Below are 18,630 nucleotides of genomic sequence, written 5' to 3' on the forward strand. Positions count from 1 at the left end.
GTGGCCGTCGGTTCGTCAGCAGTCAACCGAAGACTGCTACGCTGAGTCAAGCAACTGATTTAATTCAGATCTCCGGAGGACCGCCCCGTGCTCGACCCAGCCACCCCCGCGAGAAAGGCGTCGCCGCGCGCGAACCTCGTCGTCGCGGTCCTCGCCCTCGCGGGCATCACCGTCTCGTTGATGCAAACGCTGGTCATCCCTTTGATCCCCGCCCTGCCCGGGCTGCTGCACGCCTCCGCGGCCGACGCCACCTGGGCCATCACGGCCACCCTGCTCGCGGGCGCGGTGGCGACGCCGACCATGGGCCGCCTCGGCGACATGTACGGCAAGCGGCGGATGCTGCTCGTCAGCCTCGGCGCGCTCGTCGTGGGCTCGGCGATCGGCGGGCTCTCGGACAGCCTCGTGCCGATGGTCGTGGGCCGGACGCTGCAGGGGCTTGCCGCCGGCGTCATCCCGCTCGGGATCAGCATCATGCGCGACGAGCTGCCCGCCGAACGGCTCGGCTCGGCGACGGCGCTGATGAGCGCGTCGCTCGGCGTCGGCGGGGCGCTGGGCCTGCCCGCGGCGGCGCTGCTGGCCGAAAACGCCGACTGGCACGTGCTCTTCTGGACCGCGGCGGGTCTCGGCGTGGTCGTCACCGCACTCGTCGTCGCGCTCGTGCCGGAGTCACCGGTACGCACCGGCGGGCGGTTCGACGTCCTCGGCGCGGCCGGGCTGTCCGTCGCGCTGGTGTGCCTGCTGCTTGCCATCTCCAAGGGCGCCGACTGGGGCTGGGGCAGCGGACCCACGCTCGGCCTGATCGCCGCGGCGGTCGTCGTCCTGCTGCTGTGGGGCCGGTGGGAGCTGCGCACGCCGCGGCCGCTGGTCGACCTGCGGACGAGCGCGCGGCGCCAGGTGCTGCTGACGAACATCGCGTCGGCGGTCTTCGGCTTCGCGATGTTCGCGATGTCGCTGGTGCTCCCCCAGCTGCTGCAGCTGCCGGCCGCCACCGGGTACGGCCTCGGGAAGTCGATGCTGGCGGTGGGCCTGGTGATGGCGCCGTCGGGGCTGGTCATGATGGCGCTGGCGCCGGTGTCCGCGCGCATCACGGCCACCCGCGGCCCGAAGACGACGCTGATGCTCGGCGCGGTGGTCGTCGCCGCCGGGTACGCGCTCGGCATCGTGCTGATGAGCGCGACCTGGCACCTGGTGCTGGTGTCGAGCGTCATCGGCGCCGGCATCGGGCTCGCCTACGGCGCGATGCCGTCGCTGGTGATGGGCGCCGTGCCGGTGTCGGAGACCGCGGCCGCGAACAGCCTGAACACGCTGATGCGCTCGATCGGGACGTCGGTGTCCAGCGCGACGGCCGGTTTGATCCTCGCGCGGCTGACCATCCGGTTCGGACCGGTGGAACTGCCGTCGCAGAACGGGTTCCGGCTGGTGCTGGGGATGGGATCGGCCGCCGCGCTCATCGCGCTGGGCGTCGCCGCGTTCCTGCCCCGGCGCTCTCCGGCGTCCGCGAGCCCGGAACCGGTCGCGGTGGGCCGCTGACCGTCGCCCGGAGGGGTGGTTCGCGCGCGGTGCGCGTCCGGTCAGCGCCGAGCGGAAACCTTCGATCAGCGCCGGGCCACGACGTCCCGGCACCGACCCGGAGGAGCCGGAAATGACGAAGAACGCGTTGGTGACGGGGGCTTCGCGCGGGATCGGCCGCGCGATCGCGCTGCGGCTGGCGGCCGACGGCGCCGTGGTCGCGGTGCACCACGGCGGCAACGAGGTCGCGGCCAAGGAGACGGTCGCGCTGATCGAGGCCGCCGGCGGGCACGCCTTCCCCGTGTGCGCCCGGTTCGGTGAAGCCGGTGCCGTCGACCGGCTGGCGGAGGCGGTGACCGAGGCGTTCGACGGGCTGGACGTCCTGGTCAACAACGCGGGCATCGGCTCGCACAGCCGGATCGGCCAGGTGACCGAGGAGGAGCTCGACCGGCTGCTGGCGATCAACGTGAAGACGCCGATGCTGCTGGTCCAGCGGCTGCTCCCGGCGCTGAACGACGGCGGCCGGGTGATCACCGTCGGTTCGATGGCTTCGCGGATCGCGGTGCAGAGCCAGATCGCTTACACGGTGAGCAAGGCCGCGGTCGAGGCGCTCGCGCCGACGCTGGCCAACGAGCTCGGCCACCGCGGGATCACGGTGAACACGGTCGCGCCCGGGCCGATCCGCACGGACCTGACGGAGCCACTGCTGGCGATCCCGGAGGCGGCGGCCGGTCTCACCGCGATGACGGCGCTGGGGCGGATCGGCGAGCCGGAGGATGTGGCCGGTGTGGTCGGGTTCTTGGCGGGGCCGGACGGGCGGTGGATCACGGGCCGGACCCTGGACGTTTCGGGTGGAACGTATCTCGGGCCGATCGGGTGAGGCGGGGTGGCCGCCCGGGTGGGACCGGGCGGCCAGCCGGCGGGGTATGCCTTGGGCGGCAACGAACCTGAGCCGTAGGTAGCGAACCGCGCGATCGCACGGCCGGGTGACCGACCCGAGCCGTTCGGTCAGGATCGGGCGGCCACTCCGTCAAGATGGAGTACGCCGTCCGTGTGGTGCTCCGCGACGAACTCCGGGCCCTTCGTGACCAGCCGGGCGATCGCCGTTGCGTGGCCGTGGCCGAGGGCGTGCTCGGTCTTCAGCCACGTGATGATCTCGGCGTGCTTGGTCAGCTTCTTCTCCGCGGCCAGTTCGAGGAACGCGCGCGGGGTGATGCCCGTCTGCTGCTCCGCCTTGTCGAGGTAAGCCTGAAAAGACATCGATAACTCCCCAGTTCGAGCCGAAGGTTCATCGGCATCTCGTGCTTGCCACCAAGATCTCACCGACAACTTTTCTTGTCAAGGCTTGAGTGCAGTCACCGCCAACGTCGCGTACTCGATCGTGAAGCCACCACCGAGCACATCGATCGCGGCGCCGACTCCGGCGAGGACATCGGCCAGCGCGTCGGGCTCGAGGCGCGTCAGGCCGCCGGTCGTGGGCAGGAGATCCAGCCATTCGTCGCGGGCGTACGTCCGCTCCCACGCGAACGACCACCGCTCGGGCACGCCGAAGGCACCCGACTCCAGGATCCCGTCGGCGAACTTGGTGAACATGACGTCGTAGAGCTCGGCGGCAGTTCGCGACTCCCCCGCGAACGGCGAATCGGGCCGGACGCGCCGGATGCCCGCGGCGAGGGCGTCCGCCACCGCGGGCGGCGGCTGGAACACGTGCGCAAAGAGGGCGAGCAGCCCGCCGGGACGCAAGAGGCCGGCCGCCTTGACCGCGCCGGCGACCGGGTCGACCCAGTGCCAGGACTGCCCGGCGACGATCGCGTCGAAGGTCCGTCCCGCGCTGTCCCAGTCCTCGAACTTCGCGACCTCGACCTCGACGCCGGTACCGCGGGCGAAGCCGGCCATCCGCGGATCGGGATCGACCCCGAGCACCCGGCGGCCCGCGGCGCGGAACTGCCGCGCGGCGATCCCGGTGCCACAGCCGACGTCGAGGAAGTCGGGACCGGGACTCGCGGCGACGACCCGGGCGACCAGTTCGGCGGGATACTCCGGACGGGCGCGGTCGTAGCGTTCGACGTCGACCCCGAAGGATTCGGCGAAGGACCGGGCCTCATGAGGCTTAGTGGGCATGCGCCCACTCTAATGGGCGCGCGCCCACTCGAACAACCGCCCGCGCGTTCGCCGCGGGCGTAACGGAGAATGGGGCCATGCCGACCGGTGTCCACTTGCGCGACGTCCGCAAGCAGCTGTTCGAGGCGGCGGAGCGAGTCTTGCTCCGCGACGGCCCGAACGCCCTGACGAGCCGAGCAGTGACAGCCGAGGCAGACGTGGCAAAGGGCGTGCTCCACCGCCACTTCACCGACTTCGACGCGTTCCTGGCCGAACTGGTACACGACCGCATCGGCCGCCTGAAAGACCAATCAGCGATCCTGGAAGCCGCAGCAGGAACCCGCACAGTGCCATCGAACCTGGCAGACGCCCTGACAGAGCTGTTCGACCCAGCCTCGATAGCCCTGACAAGCTTGGTCTTCTTCCGCGACGAGCTGAGAGAGCGCCTACGCCGCCCAGGCGACGGCCTGCCGTTCCTGGCCGAGGCAAGGGAGATGCTGTCGACCTACCTGACAGCAGAGCGAGCACAGGGCCGCATAGCGGCGGACGCAAACGTGGACTCCCTGGCCCTGTCCTTGATCGGGGCAAGCCACCTGCTCTTCGCGGGCCGCCAGAGGCACACCCTCCCCGACCCGACAGAGCTGGAAAAGCTGGTGAACACAGTGACAGCCGACGTAGTACAGCGCCGCCTGCTGTAAAAGTCCACTAAGGACAAAACCGCCGGCCGAAAGGAAAACCCAGCCACACGCGGGGGTCCGGGGGCTTGCCCCCGGCGGGGGCGTGGGGGCTCGGCCCCCACAGGACACAACGAGATGAGCCCTGTTTGCGCACTCCGCAAACAGGGCTCTCCCGCGAATCTCGTGGGCGATACTGGGATCGAACCAGTGACCTCTTCGGTGTGAACGAAGCGCTCTCCCCCTGAGCTAATCGCCCGCGGCACGGACTTCCACGAGTTCCCGGGGGTGGGCTCGTGGTGCGCGATACTGGGATTGAACCAGTGACCTCTTCCGTGTCAGGGAAGCGCTCTCCCGCTGAGCTAATCGCGCGCTGCGGAACTCCGTACTCGCTGAAGCATATCGGACGGTTTCGGAGCGTCAGCGGGGGGTCCCCTGTGACCGCGGGCACGGCGGAAACCGCCGTGACACGAAGGCGACGGAACGGGCAGACTGCAAGGAGACCGCCCGCTGTCGCCGGCGGCCGCGCCCGACCAGGAGAGCTCTCGCCCCGATGACCGACACCGTGTCCACCCCGCCCGCCGACCTGGATCGCGCTCCGGTGCGCCCGGGGCTCCTCATCGGGGTCTTGGTGCTGTCCGCGTTCGTGATGATCCTCAACGAGACGATCCTGAGTGTCGCGCTGCGTGACCTGACCGTCGACCTGGGGGTGCCGACGACGACCGTGCAGTGGCTGACCAGCGGGTTCCTGCTGACGATGGCGGTGGTCATCCCGACGACGGGGTTCTTGCTGGAGCGGTTCTCGCCGCGGCAGGTGTTCTTGTTCTCGCTGTCGGCGTTCAGCTTGGGGACGTTGCTGTGCGCGCTCGCGCCGGGCTTCGGGATGTTGATGGCGGGGCGGGTGGTGCAGGCGTGCGGGACGGCGGTGATGCTGCCGTTGCTGATGACGACCGTGATGCGGCTGGTGCCGCCGGAGCGGCGCGGCGCGACGATGGGGACGATCACGATCGTCATCGCGGTGGCGCCGGCGATCGGGCCGACGATCGGTGGCGCGGTGCTGTCGTCGCTGAGCTGGCGGTGGATGTTCTGGATCGTGCTGCCGCTGGCGGTGGCGGCGCTGGTGACCGGCGCGCTGCAACTGCGGCTGGACAGCGAGACGCGGCGGGTGCCGCTGGACGTGCCGTCGGTGCTGTTGTCGGCGATCGGGTTCGGCGGCGTGCTGTACGGGCTGTCCTCGACCGGTGAGCAGGCCGGGGCGGCGCCCCTGGTGCCGTCATGGGTGCCGATCGTCGTGGGCGTGGTCGCGCTGGCGGTGTTCACGTGGCGGCAGCTGCGGCTGCAGCGGCGTGACCGGGCGCTGCTGGACCTGCGGCCGTTCACGCACCGGAGTTTCGTGGTGGCGCTGGTGCTGACGGCACTGCTGTTCGTGTGCCTGATCGGCGCGGCGGCGATCCTGCTGCCGCTGTACTTGCAGACGGTGCTGCACACGAGCACGTTCGTGAGCGGGCTGGCGGTGCTGCCGGGCGGGCTGGTACTGGGGCTGCTGGGCCGTCCGGTGGGGGCGCTGTTCGACAAGGTCGGCGCGCGCCCGCTGGTGATCCCGGGCGCGGCGGCGATGGCGGTGTCGTTGTGGCTGTTCACGACGCTGGGGGCGGGGTCGCCGCTGATCGCGGTGATCGGGATCCACGTGCTGCTGATGGCCGGGCTGGGGCTGATGATGACGCCGCTGTTCACCGAGTCGCTGGGCGTGCTGCCGGACCACCTGTACTCGCACGGGAGCGCGATCCTGTCGACGCTGCAGCAGGTGGCGGGCGCGCTGGGGACGGCGGTGTTCGTGAGCGTGGCGACGCTGTGGAGCGCGGACGGGGCGGCCGCGGGGCCGGACGCTTCGGGCCTCCGGGCGGCCTTCGTGGTGGCCGGGGTGATCGGGTTGCTGGCCTTCGCGGGCACTTGGTTCATCCGGAAGTCGACGCCGGGGGCTGCGACCGCGCCGAAGCACTGACGGCGAGCGAGGCAGCCCGGGAGGCCGCCCAGGACCGTCCACCGAGGACAAAATAGTCCCGCTTCCGCTCGGCGAAGGCTGGGGGGAACCTGCGAGCGGAAACGGGAGTTCGAGGCCGGTACGGGGGTCGCCTCGCGGCGAGTGGCGCTACACGGCTCCAGCCGGACTGGCACTCCGTGAAGGCAATGGGTGAGGCCCGGGGACTCTCCGTACCGACACCCCTTACAACGCCCTGGCCGCGCAGGTGTTCCCGACGTGACCGGGCTCATGCCGGCATCCGGTCCCAGCAGGACGCCCAGCCGGGTGCGGTCCGCCGTGGCCATCGCCCGCCCCGCCTCCGCCGTCAGTTCACGAGCCAGGGCAACGCCGGGCGGGGTCAGGCTGACGCGCACCGAACGGCCGTCATCGCGGCTGGCCTCCCGGAGAACCAGACCCCGGCGGACCGCCCGGTCGATCAGGCCGCTCACCGACGACCGGTCCAGTCCCAGGTGCGTCGCCAGCTCCGCCATCTTCGGCGTGCGGTCGCGCAGGAGACCCAATACCCGCAGCTGCGTCAGGGAAAGCTCGTGCGCCGCCGGGACTTCGCCGATCCCCAGCCGCGAACCGAAGAAGAGATCGTCGTCGCCGCCGGGCTGCACCCCCGGGTCCGCTCCCAGGCCGAGGGCGAGCACTACACCGGAAGGGGTGAACTTCCGCTCGTACCCCCATCGCCGTGGCCGCCGGCATGAACCCCGCGATGTCCGCGTGGATCGCCCTGCGCCGGCGGATCGAGTTCACCGCCGGGCAGGACGTCCTGGTCCTCGGCGCCACCGGGAACGCGGGACGGCTCGCCGTCCAGGTCGCGAAGCACCTCGGTGCGGGCCGCGTGATCGCCGCCGGCCGCGACCGGAAAAGCTCGCCGACGTGCCAGCCGACGACACCCTCACCTTCGACGAACTCGGCAAGGCAGCCGACGTCGACGTCGTCCTCGACTACGTCTGGGGCCCGCCGGCCGCTGACGTGGGTCGAGATCGGCTCGGTGGCGGGACCGGCGATCGAACTCCCCTCGACCGCGCTCCGGGCGGCGCGCCTGCAGCTCGCCGGCAGCGGGCAGGGCTCGGTGCCCACCCGGGACATCGTCACCGAGCTGCGGGCGCTCGTGCCCGAAATCGAGAACTTCCGGATCGACGCGCGCCCGGTGCCCCTCCAGGACGTCGAAACGGCCTGGCGGGACACCGGGACGGCTCAGCGCGTCGTCGTCACTCCTTGACCTTCGGCGTCGCCCGCACGCCGGAGTGCAGGTACCGCTCCCCCGTCGGCAGCGTGTAGAACGTCACCGACACCCAGCCGCGCATGCCCGCCGGGCTGTAGGCGAAGTGCGCCGGGCCGACCGGCACCAGCTCGTCCTCCGTCGTCGGCTCCGGCACCAGCTCGGCGAGCGGGCCGGTGACGGTCTGGCGGATCCACAGCTTCCCGTCCCGGTCGAGGACCTCGGTGCGGACCGACTCCCGCTCGTAGACGCCGAGGAACTCCGAGGCGTCGACCTCGGGAGCGGGCACGGGCGGTTCGAGCGGCTGCGGCATCGCGACCCCGGCCAGCTCGGCGAAGATCTCGCGGTAGAGCTCCTCGTAGAGGTCGTGGGTGCTGCCGCCGTTGGTGAGCAGCGTGACCGCCAGCCCGTGCGACGGCAGGATCCGCAGGAACGCCGCCTGCCCGATCGTGTTGCCGTCGTGGCCGTACACGCGCCGGCCGTCCCAGCCGAAGCGGATCCAGCCGAGGCCCCACGAGTCGCCGAGGGTGTCCTTGTCCGGCATCTCGAACTGCTCTTCGGTCATCGCCTGGGCGGACTCCGCCGAGAGCACGCGCGAGCCGTCCGGGCCGAGGCCGCCGGTCAGGTGCAGGCGGGCGAACGCCAGGACGTCGTCGGTCGACGCCGTGATGAGCCCGGCCGGGCCCGCCGAGCGCTGCAGGCCCCACACCGGCGCCGGTTCCGGCTCGGCGTCGCCCGCCGCGACGTGCCCCATCGCCGCGCGCTGCAGGAGAGCCTCCTCCGGGAGGGTGCTCGTCCGCTTGAGGCCGAGCGGGGTGAACAGCCGCTCGCGCAGGGCCGCGTCCCAGGTCTTGCCGGTCAGCTTCTCGATCACCCGGCCGATCAGGACGAACCCCGAGTTGCAGTAGGACAGCGTCGCGCCGAGGGGGTGGGTCTGCGCGGCCTGGTCGAGGATCGCGACGTACTTCTCGAGGCAGTCGTCGCCGCGGCCGGTGTCGGTGAAGACGTCGCCGTCGATGCCGCTGGTGTGGGTAAGCAGGTGCCGCAGCGTCACCTTCTTCGTGACGTCGGGGTCGGCGAGCCGCAGCTCGGGCAGGACGTCGATGATCGGCGCGTCGAGCTTCAGCAGCCCTTCGTCGACCAGCTGCATCGCGACGGTCGCCGTCCACACCTTGGTGATCGAGCCGATCTGGAACACCGAGTCGTCGGTGACCTCGACGCCGGTCGCCTTGTTCAGCACGCCGTGGCTCACCTGGACGACCTCGTCGCCGTCGAGGCGCAGGATGCCCAGCGCCGCCCCGGGGACGCGGTGCTTGCGCGCGAGCTCGGCCAGGCGCCGGCGCCAGTGCGCGACGTCGAGCGGCACCCGCGCCGGCTTGCCCGGCTCCCCCGCGTACTGCTCGACCCAGTCGACGACGCGGCGGTTGAAGTCCACGCGGTGCGACGGCCGGCCCTCCAGGATGAACAGGTGCGACGCGCCCGGGTAGAGCACCAGCCGGGCGGGCACGCCCTGCTCGCGCAGCGCGGTGAACCACTGCTCCGCCTGTCCCACCGGGCACCGGTCGTCGTCGGCGCCGTGCACCACCAGCGTCGGCGTGCGCACCTTTTCCACCTGCGCCAGCGGCGAAAGCGCCGCGTAGTGCGCGCGGTTCTCCGACGGGACGGCGCCGAGCTCGGCGACCCCGAGGTAGTGCCCGCTGTCGGACGTGCCCGCCATGCTCACCGGGTCGCTGACCACCCCGCCCGCGATCGCGGCGGCGAACCGGTCGTCGCGGCTGGTGAGGTAGCAGGTCATGAAGCCGCCGTAGCTGTAGCCGGTCACCGCGAGCCGCCGCGGGTCCGCCACCCCTTCGGCGACGAGGTCGTCGAGGGGCTCGAGGAAGTCCTTGGCGTCGGCCACGCCCCAGGCACCGACCGCGGCGGTCAGGAACGCTTCGCCGTAGCCGTCGCTGCCGCGCGGGTTGAGCAGCAGCACCGCCCAGCCGCGGGCGGCGAGCTCCTGGTGGTGGACGTGCACGGCGTCGGCCGTGCCGTTCCACGCGTTGTGCGGGCCGCCGTGGATGTCGAGCAGCAGCGGGAGTGGGCCGGTACGGGCGGGGTCGCGCAGCAGCCAGCCGTGCACGACCGTGCCGTCGGAGACGGTGAACTCCCGCTCCTCGCGGGTGAACAGCTCGATTTCGTCCGGGCCGTGCGCGGTGTGCACCCGCGCTTCTCCGCCGGTGACGTCGACCGTCGCGACCTCGCCGAACGACGTCGGCGTGGTCAGCACGACCGCCGCGGTGGTCCCGGCGACGCTCAGCCCGTCGACGGCGGTGCCGGCCTCGCCGAGGACGCGCCGCGGCTCGCCCCCGGTGACGTCGACGACGTACAGGTGCGTGCAGCCGCGGTCCCGGACGCAGAACAGGACCGTCGAGCCGTCGCCGGCGAGCCGCGGGACCGCGCCGGGGTAGCCCGGGCCGCCCGGCATGACGTTGCGGTCGAGCGGCGCGGCGAGGTCGACGGTCTCGCCGCCGGCCAGCGGCACGCGCAGCAGCCCGGCGTGGCCCGGCGCGGTGTCGACGCGGCCGATGACGAGCAGGGCTTCGCCGTCCGCGGTCCAGGTGACCGTCCCGGCCATGCCCTCGGCCGAGCCCGCCAGCCGCGGTTCGGCGGTGCGGTCGCCGGGGTCGAGAACGTAGACGCCGGACCGGAAAGTGAGGTCGGAGTCAGCGTCACGCGCCGCAGGGAAGGCCAGCCGGCCGCCGTCGGGCGACCAGGCCGGGTCGCCCGCGTGCCAGTCCCCCGTCGTGACCCGCCGGACCTCGCCGGAAGCGACGTCGAGGACGTGGACGTGCTGGCGCAGCGTGCGGAGCAATCCGGCGCCGTCGGCCTTGAAGTCGAGCCGGTCGGCGACCACGGGGGCGCTTCCGCGGCGGCCCTGCGCGCCGTCGTCTTCGCCTTCCTCGGCCGCGAGGTCGATCGGGGCGCTGAAGGCGATCTCGGCGCCGTCGGGCCGCCACACCGGGGTGCCCGCGCCGAGCGGCAGGGTGGTGACCTGCTCGGGCTCGCCGCCGTCGGCGGGCAGCAGCCACAGCTGCGCCGGGCCGTCCTGGGCGCGCAGGAACGCGATCCGCGTGCCGTCCGGCGACCACACCGGGGCGCCGTCGGCCCGGCCGCGGGTCAGCCGGCGGGCCTCGCCGCCGCCGGTGGCGACCTGCCAGAGCGAGCGGGTGTCGGTGTCCTTCTCGCGGTCCGCGGTGCGCACCGCGTAGACGATCCGGGCGCCGTCGGGCGAGATCGCCGGCTGTTCGGGGAACTCCAGGGCGTACAGGTCGTCGGTGCCCAGACGTCGGGTCATGCGGGATCTCCTTGTGGGAAACGGTTTCACGCGGCGAAGTGGCAGGCCGCGCGGTGCGGCCGGTGGGCGGCGTCGTCGGCCGGGTCGGCTTGGGTGCAGAGCGTGCGGTCGGTGTGCACGAGCGGGCCGATCGGGCAGCGCGGGTGGTAGCGGCAGCCGGCCGGCGGGTGGTGCGGGTCGGCGGGTTCGGTGTCGGCGAGCGGGTCGTCGGTGTCGGCGAGCAGGCTGCGGTGCGCGGACGGCGCGGAGGCCAGCAGGTCCCGCGTGTACGGGTGCTGCGGGTCGGTGAGCACCTGCTCGGCCGGCCCGGCCTCGACGATCCGCCCGAGGTACATCACGGCGACGACGTCGCTGACGTACCGCACCACGGCGAGGTTGTGCGAGATGAACAGCATCGACAGTGCCAGCCGCCGCTGGACGTCGCGGACCAGGTTGAGCACCGCGCCCTGCACCGAGACGTCGAGCGCCGAGGTGATCTCGTCGGCGATCAGCACCTTCGGCTGCCCGGCCAGTGCCCGGGCGAGCGCGACGCGCTGGCGTTGCCCGCCCGAGAGCTGCCCGGGCCGCATCGCGGCGCGTTCCGGGTCGAGCTGGACGAGCTCGAGCAGCCGGGCCACCTCGGCGCGGCGGGCCGCGCGGGCCGTGCCGCGGGGCATGGCCTCGGTGATCGACTCGCCGATCGCCATCCGCGGGTCCAGCGACGAGTACGGGTCCTGGAACACCATCTGCACCCCGCGGCGCCGGGGCGGCCGGCGCACGTCGACGCCGTCGAGCAGCACCCGGCCGGCGTTCACCGGCGCGAGCCCGACCGCGGCCCTGGCAAGCGTCGACTTGCCCGAGCCGGACTCGCCGACCAGGCCGACGACCTGTCCGGACGGGACGGTCAGGCTCACGCCGTCGACGGCCGTCAGCCTGCCGTAGCGGACGCTCACGGCGTCGAACTCCAGGGCACTCATGCCGCTCCCTCCTCGTGCGACTGTCCGGAAAGGACACTCACCTGCGGGTGCCAGCAGGCGACCCGGTGACCGTCCGCGGTCGGTGCCAGTACCGGGTCCTCGGCCCGGCACTCCTCCGAGGCCAGCGGGCAGCGGGCGGCGAACGCGCAGCCGCCGGGCACCTGGTCCGGCTCCGGCGGGCGGCCGGGGATCACGGCCAGGGGCTCGTCGCGGTCGGTGTCGAGGTCCACCGTCGTGGCCAGCAGCGCCCGCGTGTACGGGTGCTGGGCCGGGCTCCCGGTCGGCAGGTCCTCCACCACGCGCCCGGCGTACATCACCAGCATCCGTTCGCACGTCTGGGAAACGACGGCGATGTCGTGGCTGATGAGCAGGATCGCCGCGCCTTCCGCATCGCGGGTGCGGGCGAGCAGGCGCAGGACCTGCCGCTGCACGGTGACGTCGAGCGCGGTCGTCGGCTCGTCGGCGATGACGAGCTTCGGCTGCCCCATCAGGCCCATCCCGATCATCGCCCGCTGCCGCATGCCGCCGGAGAACTCGTGCGGGTACTGCCGGGCCCGCCGGGCCGCGGCCGGGACGCGCACCGCGGCCAGCCGGTCGACCGCGCGGGCGAACGCCGCGCGCCGGGACAGGCCGTGGTGCTGTTCGGACACCTCGGCGAGCTGCCGCCCGACCCGGCGGGCCGGGTTGAACGACGTCATCGGGTCCTGGAACACCATCGCCAGCGACGTGCCGAGCTCCCGATCCGGCGCCTTGTCCACGGGCTTGCCGTCGAACTCCAGCCGGTCCGCGGTGACCACGCCGGGCGCTTCGATCAGCCGCGACACCGCCAGCGCGGTCAGGCTCTTGCCGGAGCCCGATTCGCCGACGACGCCGATCGCCTCGCCGGGACGGACGCTGAAGCTCACCCCGCGCACCGGCACGGTCCAGCCGGCCGGGCCCGGGAACGCGACCCGGAGGTTCTCGACAACCAGCACCGCGTCGGCGGCGGGTTCGGCCCCGACAGTGTCCCCCGACGCGGCCGGCAGCGGTCCCGCGGCGCGCCGCGACGCGCGCGTGCGGACGCCGACCACCGCGGCCACCGTCTCCCCGACCAGGTTGAACGCCAGCCCGGCGAGCACCACCGCCGCGGCGGGCGCGAGCGCGGCCACCGGGCTGACGTAGATGCCGTCCAGCCCTTCGCGCAGCAGCCGGCCCCAGTCGTAGTCCGGGGCCTGCACACCGATCCCGAGGAACGACAGCCCGGCGAACGCGAGCAGCGACGAGCCGGCCCCGATCGTCGCGTTGACGACGAGGGGCTCCCCGATGTTGGGCAGCACGTGCCGGGCCAGCAGCCGGATGCGGCCGACACCGGCGATCCGGGCCGCGGCGATGTAGTCGCGCCCGCTCACCGACGCCGACAGCGTCTGCACGAGCCGGGCGAACCCCGGCGCCATCGCGAACGCGATCGCCAGCACCGCGCCCTGCGTGCCGACGCCGAAGATCACCGCGAAGAACAGCGCCAGCAGCAGCCCGGGGAACGCGACCGCGATGTCGACGGCCGCGACGAGCAGCCGTCCTGCCCACCGCGGCAGCACCGACGGCAGCGTGCCGAGCAGGACCCCGACCCCGACGCCGATCGCGGTCGCCAGGAGGGCGAGCCCGATCGAGAGCCGGGTCGCGACCAGGGTGCGGAAGAACAGGTCGCGGCCGAGGGAGTCGGTGCCGAACCAGTGCGCACCCGACGGCCCCTGGCCGATCGCGTCGGTGTCGATGGCCCCGGCGGCGTCGCCCCACACCAGCGGGGCGACCACCGCGAGCAGGACCACCACGGCCAGGAGCACGGCCGAGCACGCGCCCACCGGGGTGCGCACGGCGGCCGTCCACGCCGATCCACGTCGTCGCGCCATCTCAGGCCTCCCGAATCGCCGAGCGGGGGTCGAGCAGCCCGAGCACGACGTCGACCAGCAGGTTGACCAGCAGCACGCCGACGCCGTAGACGAGCACGATCCCCTGCACCAGCGGGTAGTCCTTCGTCACGATCGACTGCACGATCGTCGAGCCGAGACCGGGCCAGGCGAACACGTTCTCCACCAGGACCGTGCCCGCCACCATCGCGGTCAGCATCAGCCCGCCCAGGGTGAGCGTCGCGGTCAGCGCGTTCGGCAGCGCGTGCCGGATGTAGACCAGCCGCGCGGGCAGCCGCTTCGCCCGCGCGGTGCGGACGAAGTCGGCGCCCAGCACGGAAAGCAGCTCGACGCGGATGATCCGGGCCAGCACCGCCGCCGGCCCGATCGCCAGCGCCGCCACGGGCAGGACGTACGAGGTCGCGTCGTCGGTGCCCGCCACCGGGAACCAGCCGAGGCCGACGGCGAGCAGCGCGACCAGCCCGACCCCGATCAGGAACTCCGGGATGGCGGCGATGAACACGCTCACCGACGTGAAGCCCAGCTCCGCGCCCCGGCGGCGGCCGCCGCGGGTGAGCACCGCGAAGCCGACGCCGGCCGGGACTGCGACGACCACCACGACCGCGAAGGCCAGCACGGCCAGCTGCAACGTCGACGGCAGCCGGTCGCCGATCACCTGCGCCACCGGCTGCCCGCTCGCCATCGACGTCCCGAAGTCGCCGGTGAGCAGGCCGCGCACGTAGTGCCCGTACTGCACCCACAGCGGGTCGTCCAGGCCGAGTTCAGCCCGCTTCGCCGCCACCAGCGCGGCGGGGGCGGTCATCCCGAGCGACGCGCGCACCGGGTCGCCGGGGACCAGGTGGATCATCAGGAACGCCGCGGTGAGCAGCGCCCACAGCGAGACGGCGAACCGGGCCAGCCGCCGCGCGGCGAACGCCGGCCACGGGTTGCCCCGCAGGCCGGCGGGCGCCGCCGCCGTGGTCATTTCGCGTACATCCGGATCGAGGCCGGCGTCAGGCTGCCCTGGCTGAGGGCGAACTTCGCGCCGCTGGCGTAGGTCGGCACGACGGAGTCGAAGTACGGCACCGCGTCCACCCGCTTGATCAGCGCGGTCTCCGCCGTGTTCCAGTCCGCGCAACTGGCGTCGCCGGGCTTCGCCGCCGCCTGCTGCGCCGCCTGGTCGTACCCGGGGTTGGCGACGTGGGCAAAGTTCGTCCCGTCGGGCGCGGCCGGGCCGGAGACGAACGGCACCAGCTGGCTCGGCAGCGAGAACCCGACCGGGGCGAGGGAGACCTCCCACTCGCCGGTGCCGAACAGGACCTGGCTGAGGCCGGGGCTGTCGACGGCCTTGAGCGCCACGTCGGCGCCGAGCGACTTCCACTGCTGCTGGACCAGCTCCGCGGTCGGCGCCATCGTCGGGCCGAGCTGGGTGCCGTAGAGGACGGTGAGCGAAAGCTTCTTGCCGCCCTTGGCGCGCACGCCGTCCGCGCCCTTCGTCCAGCCCGCGGCGTCCAAAGCGGACGCCGCCGCGGCCGGGTCGTGGGCCGGCAGGTTCCCGGTGACGGTGTCGCCGGGGCACACCTCCGGCTCGTTCGTGATCATGCCCTTCGACGGCTTGCCCGCGCCGCTGGTCAGCACCTTGCCGAGCTGGGGCAGGTCGAGGGCGTGGGTGAGCGCGCGGCGGACGGCTTCGTCCTGCCCCGGCCGCCCGGCCACCTCGTTGTAGAACACCTCGCCCATCGGGGCCGTGAAGTCGGCGTGGAAGAGCTTGCGCGCCTCCAGCCGCTGCCGGTCCGGCCCGTTGATCTGCGCGGCGTTCAGCTCGCCGGACAGCAGCAGGTTGGTGGCGGTCGTCGTGTTCGGGATGACCCGGACGACGACCTTGTCCGGCAGGCCCGGTTCGGCCTTCCAGTCGCCGGGACCCCACGTGTAGTCCTTGCGGCGGGTGAACGTGTAGTGGTCGTTGGGCACGGCCTCGCTGACGGTGAACATCCCGGTGCCGGCCTCGCCCTTGGCGAGCAGCTTGCGGTCGGCGAGCCCCTTGGCGCAGGCGATCGGCACGCCGCCGACGTTGCGGGCCAGGAACGCGTCCGGCTTCCCGCTGGTGACGCTGATCGTGCCGGCCGCGTCCGCGGTCGCCTTGGTGCCCGGGGCGATGTACAGCCCGGCGATGGGCGACTTGTTCGCCGGGTCGCCGATGAAGTTGATGTTGGCCGCGACGTCGGCGGCGGTCAGCGGGGTGCCGTCCGCGCAGGTGAGGCCGGGGCGCAGCGTGAAGGACGCCGTCGTGGTCGACGCCTCCCACTTCGCGGCCAGCCCGGCGATCGGCTTGCCGCTGTCGTCGAGGTTCAGCAGCGTGTCGTAGAGGAACCGGTCGACCTGGATGGCCACCGACAGCACGGTCATGTGCGGGTCGAGGCTGCCGGGGTCGGAGCCGACGCCGAGGCTGAAGGTCTTGCCGTCGACCGGCGTGCCGTCCCCGCTGCCGGCGCTGCCCGATCCCCCGCAGGCGGTCGCGGTGAGCGCGAGCACCCCGAGCACGACCCCCGCCGTCCGAGTCCTGGTCATGGCGTTTCCTTCCGGAGGTGGTCCACGGCGAGGCGGGCGGCCTTGCCGATCGCGGCGTCGACGGCGGGTTGCCGCTCGGCCAGGGAGTCCGCGCGGGTGAAGACGGCGACGGCGAACCGGCGGCCGTCCGGGTAGGACACGACGCCGGCTTCGTTGCGGACGGCCGGGAGCGTCCCGGTCTTGGCCGCGATCCGTGCGTCGGAGCCGAAGCCGGAGGAGATCCGGTGCGGCCAGATCTGCTGCGCCATGATCGTGCGGACCCGCTCGCACGCGGCGGGCTCGCCGGCGCGGTCGGTCCAGATCGCTTCGAGCAGGGTGGTGACTTCCCGGGGCGTGGACGACGTCGTCCGCTCCGGGTCGAGCACCGCGAGCTTCCAGGTGCGTTCGGGCGTCGCCCCGGCGAACACGGCCTCGAGGTCGGCGTCCTCGGTCGCGCCGAGGTCCGCCAAGACGGAGGCGAAGAGGTCTTCGCAGCAGCCGATCAGCCGGGTGCGGTGCAGGCCCAGATCGGTGAGGACGCGGTCGACGGCGGCCTGGCCCACGCGGTGGTAGATGACGTCGGTGGCCGCGTTGTCGCTCATGGTCAGCATGAACAGCGCGAGGTCGCGCCACGTCATTTCGACGTCGTCGGCGCAGCCGGCGGTGGCGATCCCACCGATGCGGTAGCGCTTGCCGACGCGGGTGCGCTCGGTTTCGTCCAGCCGGCCGGCGACGACCTCGCGGGCGTAGGCGACGGCGACCGGGATCTTGAACACCGACGCGAGCACCACCGGGTCGTCCGCGCCGGCGGCCACCTCCCCCTCGCCGCCGATCTCCCGCGCGTGCAGGAAACCCCGCGCGCCGGCCGCCAGGAAGGCGTCCGCGATCCGTTGTTCGACCTTGCTCACGCGCTCACCCGCCGGTCGGCGCGGCCGGTGTGCAGGTACAGCGCGCGGCCGGTGCCGTCGTCGCCGACGAAGGCGTGCGGCAGGTACATCCCCTGCATCGGCTCGCGCAGGATGAGCGTGTCGCCGTTCATCGCGACCAGCTCGGTCTTCTCCGGCTTGGCCAGCTCGGCGAAGATCCCCTTCGGGACGCGCTCGACCCAGACGCGGCCGTCGTCGTCCTGGCTGACCGTGATGTCCGCGACCGACGACGAATACTCGCCGACGTACCGGGTGGCGTCGATCCGCGGCGCGGCCGGGTCGGGCACCGGCGGCGCCTTGAGCTCGATACCGGTCAGCTCCTTCAGGAGGTGGCCGACGACTTCGTGGTAGACGGCGATCGGGTTGCCGCCGTTGGTCAGCAGCGCCACGGCGACGCCCTGCTCCGGCGCGAGGCGCAGGAAGGCCGACTGGCCGATCGTGCCGCCGTCGTGGCCGACGACCGCGCCGCCCTCCGACAGCGACCAGCCGAGGCCCCACGCGTCGCCCATCATGCCGAGGTCGGGCAGCTCCACCACGCGTTCCCGCATGGCGCGGGCGCTTTCCGCGCTGAGCACGCGGGTGCCGTCCGGGCCTTCGCCGTCACGCAGGTGCATGCCGGCGAACGTCACGAGGTCGCGCGGGCGCATGGCGAGCATCGAGCCGGCCGGGGCGTTGGACGCCGCCAGCGCCCAGACGCCCGCGGGCTGCGGGTCGGCCCCGGGCTCGGGCGTGAGGTGGCCGAGCGCGGCCCGGAAGCGGATCGCCTCGTACGGGCTGGCCGCGGCGTGCGTCAGTCCCAAGGGGACGAACAGGTGGTCGGCCAGGCAGTCATTGTAGGACTTGCCGCGCAGCACTTCCACGACCCGGCCGAGCACGCAGAAGGCGGCGTTGTTGTAGGAGAACATCTCGCCGGGCGGGAACAGCTGCGGGACGTCGCCGAGGGTCGCGACGTACTTCTCGACGCAGTCGGCGCCGCGGCCGGTGTCGGTGAAGATGTCGCCTTCGAAACCGGAGGTGTGGCACATCAGCTGCCGGACGGTGATCTTGGCAGCTGAAACACGGTCGGCGATCGTGAACTCCGGCAGGTACTTCCGCACCGGCTGGTCGAGGTCGAGCAGGCCCTCGTCGGCAAGCTGCAGGGCCAGCGTGGTCGTCCAGATCTTGGTGATCGACCCGATCTGGAACAGCGAGTCGGCGTCGGCCTCGACGCCGGTGCCCTTGTTGAGCACCCCGGCCGCGTGGTCGATGATCTCGCCGCCGGCGTACACGGCCACGGCCGCGCCGGGCACGTCGTGTTCGGCCAGCACAGCGGGGAGCCGGGTCTCGAGCCAGGCGGCGAGTTCGGTGAGTTTCGACATGGTTGCCTCTCTGGGAACCGGCGTTGCGGGGGATGCTAGGACGGGAACCGGGGCGGCCGATTCGTCGAAACCGACGAGACCCGGCGGAA

General features: G+C 72.8%; 14 protein-coding genes, 2 tRNA genes and 1 pseudogene. 5 read left to right on the top strand and 12 right to left on the bottom strand.

Annotation, left to right across the window (positions count from 1 at the left end; translation table 11 throughout):
* Positions 1–87 precede the first annotated feature (87 nt).
* Complete coding sequence (locus ACZ7OH_RS29785) at positions 88–1,530, top strand: MFS transporter (RefSeq protein ID WP_470283837.1); 1,443 nt, start codon at positions 88–90, stop codon at positions 1,528–1,530.
* Positions 1,531–1,642: 112 nt separating this feature from the next.
* A complete protein-coding gene (locus tag ACZ7OH_RS29790) occupies positions 1,643–2,389 on the top strand; it encodes an SDR family NAD(P)-dependent oxidoreductase (RefSeq protein ID WP_470283838.1) in 747 nt (248 codons plus the stop codon).
* 128 nt (positions 2,390–2,517) lie between these two features.
* Here the strand turns inward: ACZ7OH_RS29790 and ACZ7OH_RS29795 are convergent, their stop codons facing one another.
* Both ACZ7OH_RS29795 and ACZ7OH_RS29800 read right to left on the bottom strand, forming a co-directional pair.
* The gene (locus ACZ7OH_RS29795; protein ID WP_470283839.1) at positions 2,518–2,769 is read right to left on the bottom strand and encodes a DUF4287 domain-containing protein; all 252 of its coding nucleotides are present in this window, start codon (positions 2,767–2,769) and stop codon (positions 2,518–2,520) included.
* Between the two features lie 78 nt (positions 2,770–2,847).
* Positions 2,848–3,630, bottom strand: coding sequence for a class I SAM-dependent methyltransferase (locus ACZ7OH_RS29800; protein ID WP_470283840.1), 783 nt, complete (start codon positions 3,628–3,630; stop codon positions 2,848–2,850).
* A gap of 77 nt (positions 3,631–3,707) precedes the next feature.
* On the opposite strand from ACZ7OH_RS29800, the gene ACZ7OH_RS29805 reads away from it, so the two are divergent.
* Complete coding sequence (locus ACZ7OH_RS29805) at positions 3,708–4,307, top strand: TetR/AcrR family transcriptional regulator (protein WP_470283841.1); 600 nt, start codon at positions 3,708–3,710, stop codon at positions 4,305–4,307.
* Positions 4,308–4,470: 163 nt separating this feature from the next.
* On the opposite strand, the gene ACZ7OH_RS29810 is transcribed toward ACZ7OH_RS29805, so the two are convergent.
* Positions 4,471–4,542 (bottom strand) — tRNA-Val (locus tag ACZ7OH_RS29810).
* Between the two features lie 38 nt (positions 4,543–4,580).
* Positions 4,581–4,655: transfer RNA gene (locus ACZ7OH_RS29815), tRNA-Val, on the bottom strand.
* Positions 4,656–4,836: 181 nt separating this feature from the next.
* On the opposite strand from ACZ7OH_RS29815, the gene ACZ7OH_RS29820 reads away from it, so the two are divergent.
* Entirely contained in the window at positions 4,837–6,285 is a 1,449-nt protein-coding gene (locus ACZ7OH_RS29820) for a DHA2 family efflux MFS transporter permease subunit (protein WP_470283842.1), read from the top strand.
* Between the two features lie 401 nt (positions 6,286–6,686).
* On the opposite strand, the pseudogene ACZ7OH_RS29825 reads toward ACZ7OH_RS29820, so the two are convergent.
* A pseudogene (locus ACZ7OH_RS29825) lies at positions 6,687–6,956 on the bottom strand (MarR family winged helix-turn-helix transcriptional regulator); the annotation flags it as partial.
* 41 nt (positions 6,957–6,997) lie between these two features.
* Here ACZ7OH_RS29825 and ACZ7OH_RS29830 point away from each other — a divergent pair.
* Positions 6,998–7,534 carry an MDR/zinc-dependent alcohol dehydrogenase-like family protein gene (locus ACZ7OH_RS29830; protein ID WP_470283843.1) on the top strand — a complete coding sequence of 179 codons (537 nt, stop codon included), beginning with the start codon at positions 6,998–7,000 and terminating at the stop codon, positions 7,532–7,534.
* On the opposite strand, the gene ACZ7OH_RS29835 is transcribed toward ACZ7OH_RS29830, so the two are convergent.
* Genes ACZ7OH_RS29835 through ACZ7OH_RS29865 form a run of 7 tightly spaced genes read right to left on the bottom strand, consistent with a single transcriptional unit; the run spans position 7,524 to position 18,541 of the window.
* Complete coding sequence (locus tag ACZ7OH_RS29835; protein WP_470283844.1) at positions 7,524–10,871, bottom strand: serine hydrolase; 3,348 nt, start codon at positions 10,869–10,871, stop codon at positions 7,524–7,526. The two genes, ACZ7OH_RS29830 and ACZ7OH_RS29835, sit on opposite strands and share 11 nt — an antisense overlap.
* Before the next feature lie 26 nt (positions 10,872–10,897).
* The gene (locus ACZ7OH_RS29840) at positions 10,898–11,827 is read right to left on the bottom strand and encodes an ABC transporter ATP-binding protein (protein ID WP_470283845.1); all 930 of its coding nucleotides are present in this window, start codon (positions 11,825–11,827) and stop codon (positions 10,898–10,900) included.
* Positions 11,824–13,713 (bottom strand): dipeptide/oligopeptide/nickel ABC transporter permease/ATP-binding protein, encoded by a 1,890-nt coding sequence (locus tag ACZ7OH_RS29845; protein ID WP_470283846.1) that lies wholly within the window; start codon positions 13,711–13,713, stop codon positions 11,824–11,826. The genes ACZ7OH_RS29840 and ACZ7OH_RS29845 overlap by 4 nt, the downstream gene beginning before the upstream one ends.
* Position 13,714: 1 nt before the next feature.
* Positions 13,715–14,695 carry an ABC transporter permease gene (locus ACZ7OH_RS29850; protein WP_470283847.1) on the bottom strand — a complete coding sequence of 327 codons (981 nt, stop codon included), beginning with the start codon at positions 14,693–14,695 and terminating at the stop codon, positions 13,715–13,717.
* Positions 14,692–16,278, bottom strand: a complete 1,587-nt coding sequence (locus ACZ7OH_RS29855; protein WP_470283848.1) for an ABC transporter substrate-binding protein — start codon at positions 16,276–16,278, stop codon at positions 14,692–14,694. The genes ACZ7OH_RS29850 and ACZ7OH_RS29855 overlap by 4 nt, the downstream gene beginning before the upstream one ends.
* Positions 16,275–17,165 carry a serine hydrolase gene (locus ACZ7OH_RS29860; RefSeq protein ID WP_470283849.1) on the bottom strand — a complete coding sequence of 297 codons (891 nt, stop codon included), beginning with the start codon at positions 17,163–17,165 and terminating at the stop codon, positions 16,275–16,277. Before ACZ7OH_RS29860 ends, ACZ7OH_RS29855 begins: the two co-directional genes overlap by 4 nt.
* Positions 17,162–18,541 carry a serine hydrolase domain-containing protein gene (locus ACZ7OH_RS29865; RefSeq protein ID WP_470283850.1) on the bottom strand — a complete coding sequence of 460 codons (1,380 nt, stop codon included), beginning with the start codon at positions 18,539–18,541 and terminating at the stop codon, positions 17,162–17,164. Before ACZ7OH_RS29865 ends, ACZ7OH_RS29860 begins: the two co-directional genes overlap by 4 nt.
* Positions 18,542–18,630 lie beyond the last annotated feature (89 nt).

It is taken from the genome of Amycolatopsis sp. NPDC114478, from assembly GCF_055633805.1.

Excerpts from the sequence above, each read along its gene's own strand:
- ACZ7OH_RS29790 (WP_470283838.1), top strand. The coding sequence starts at position 1,643 with ATGACGAAGAACGCGTTGGTGACGGGGGCTTCGCGCGGGATCGGCCGC.
- ACZ7OH_RS29795 (WP_470283839.1), bottom strand. The coding sequence starts at position 2,769 with ATGTCTTTTCAGGCTTACCTCGACAAGGCGGAGCAGCAGACGGGCATC.
- ACZ7OH_RS29800 (WP_470283840.1), bottom strand. The coding sequence starts at position 3,630 with ATGCCCACTAAGCCTCATGAGGCCCGGTCCTTCGCCGAATCCTTCGGG.
- ACZ7OH_RS29805 (WP_470283841.1), top strand. The coding sequence starts at position 3,708 with ATGCCGACCGGTGTCCACTTGCGCGACGTCCGCAAGCAGCTGTTCGAG.
- ACZ7OH_RS29820 (WP_470283842.1), top strand. The coding sequence starts at position 4,837 with ATGACCGACACCGTGTCCACCCCGCCCGCCGACCTGGATCGCGCTCCG.
- ACZ7OH_RS29835 (WP_470283844.1), bottom strand. The coding sequence starts at position 10,871 with ATGACCCGACGTCTGGGCACCGACGACCTGTACGCCCTGGAGTTCCCC.
- ACZ7OH_RS29840 (WP_470283845.1), bottom strand. The coding sequence starts at position 11,827 with ATGAGTGCCCTGGAGTTCGACGCCGTGAGCGTCCGCTACGGCAGGCTG.
- ACZ7OH_RS29845 (WP_470283846.1), bottom strand. The coding sequence starts at position 13,713 with ATGGCGCGACGACGTGGATCGGCGTGGACGGCCGCCGTGCGCACCCCG.
- ACZ7OH_RS29850 (WP_470283847.1), bottom strand. The coding sequence starts at position 14,695 with ATGACCACGGCGGCGGCGCCCGCCGGCCTGCGGGGCAACCCGTGGCCG.
- ACZ7OH_RS29855 (WP_470283848.1), bottom strand. The coding sequence starts at position 16,278 with ATGACCAGGACTCGGACGGCGGGGGTCGTGCTCGGGGTGCTCGCGCTC.
- ACZ7OH_RS29865 (WP_470283850.1), bottom strand. The coding sequence starts at position 18,541 with ATGTCGAAACTCACCGAACTCGCCGCCTGGCTCGAGACCCGGCTCCCC.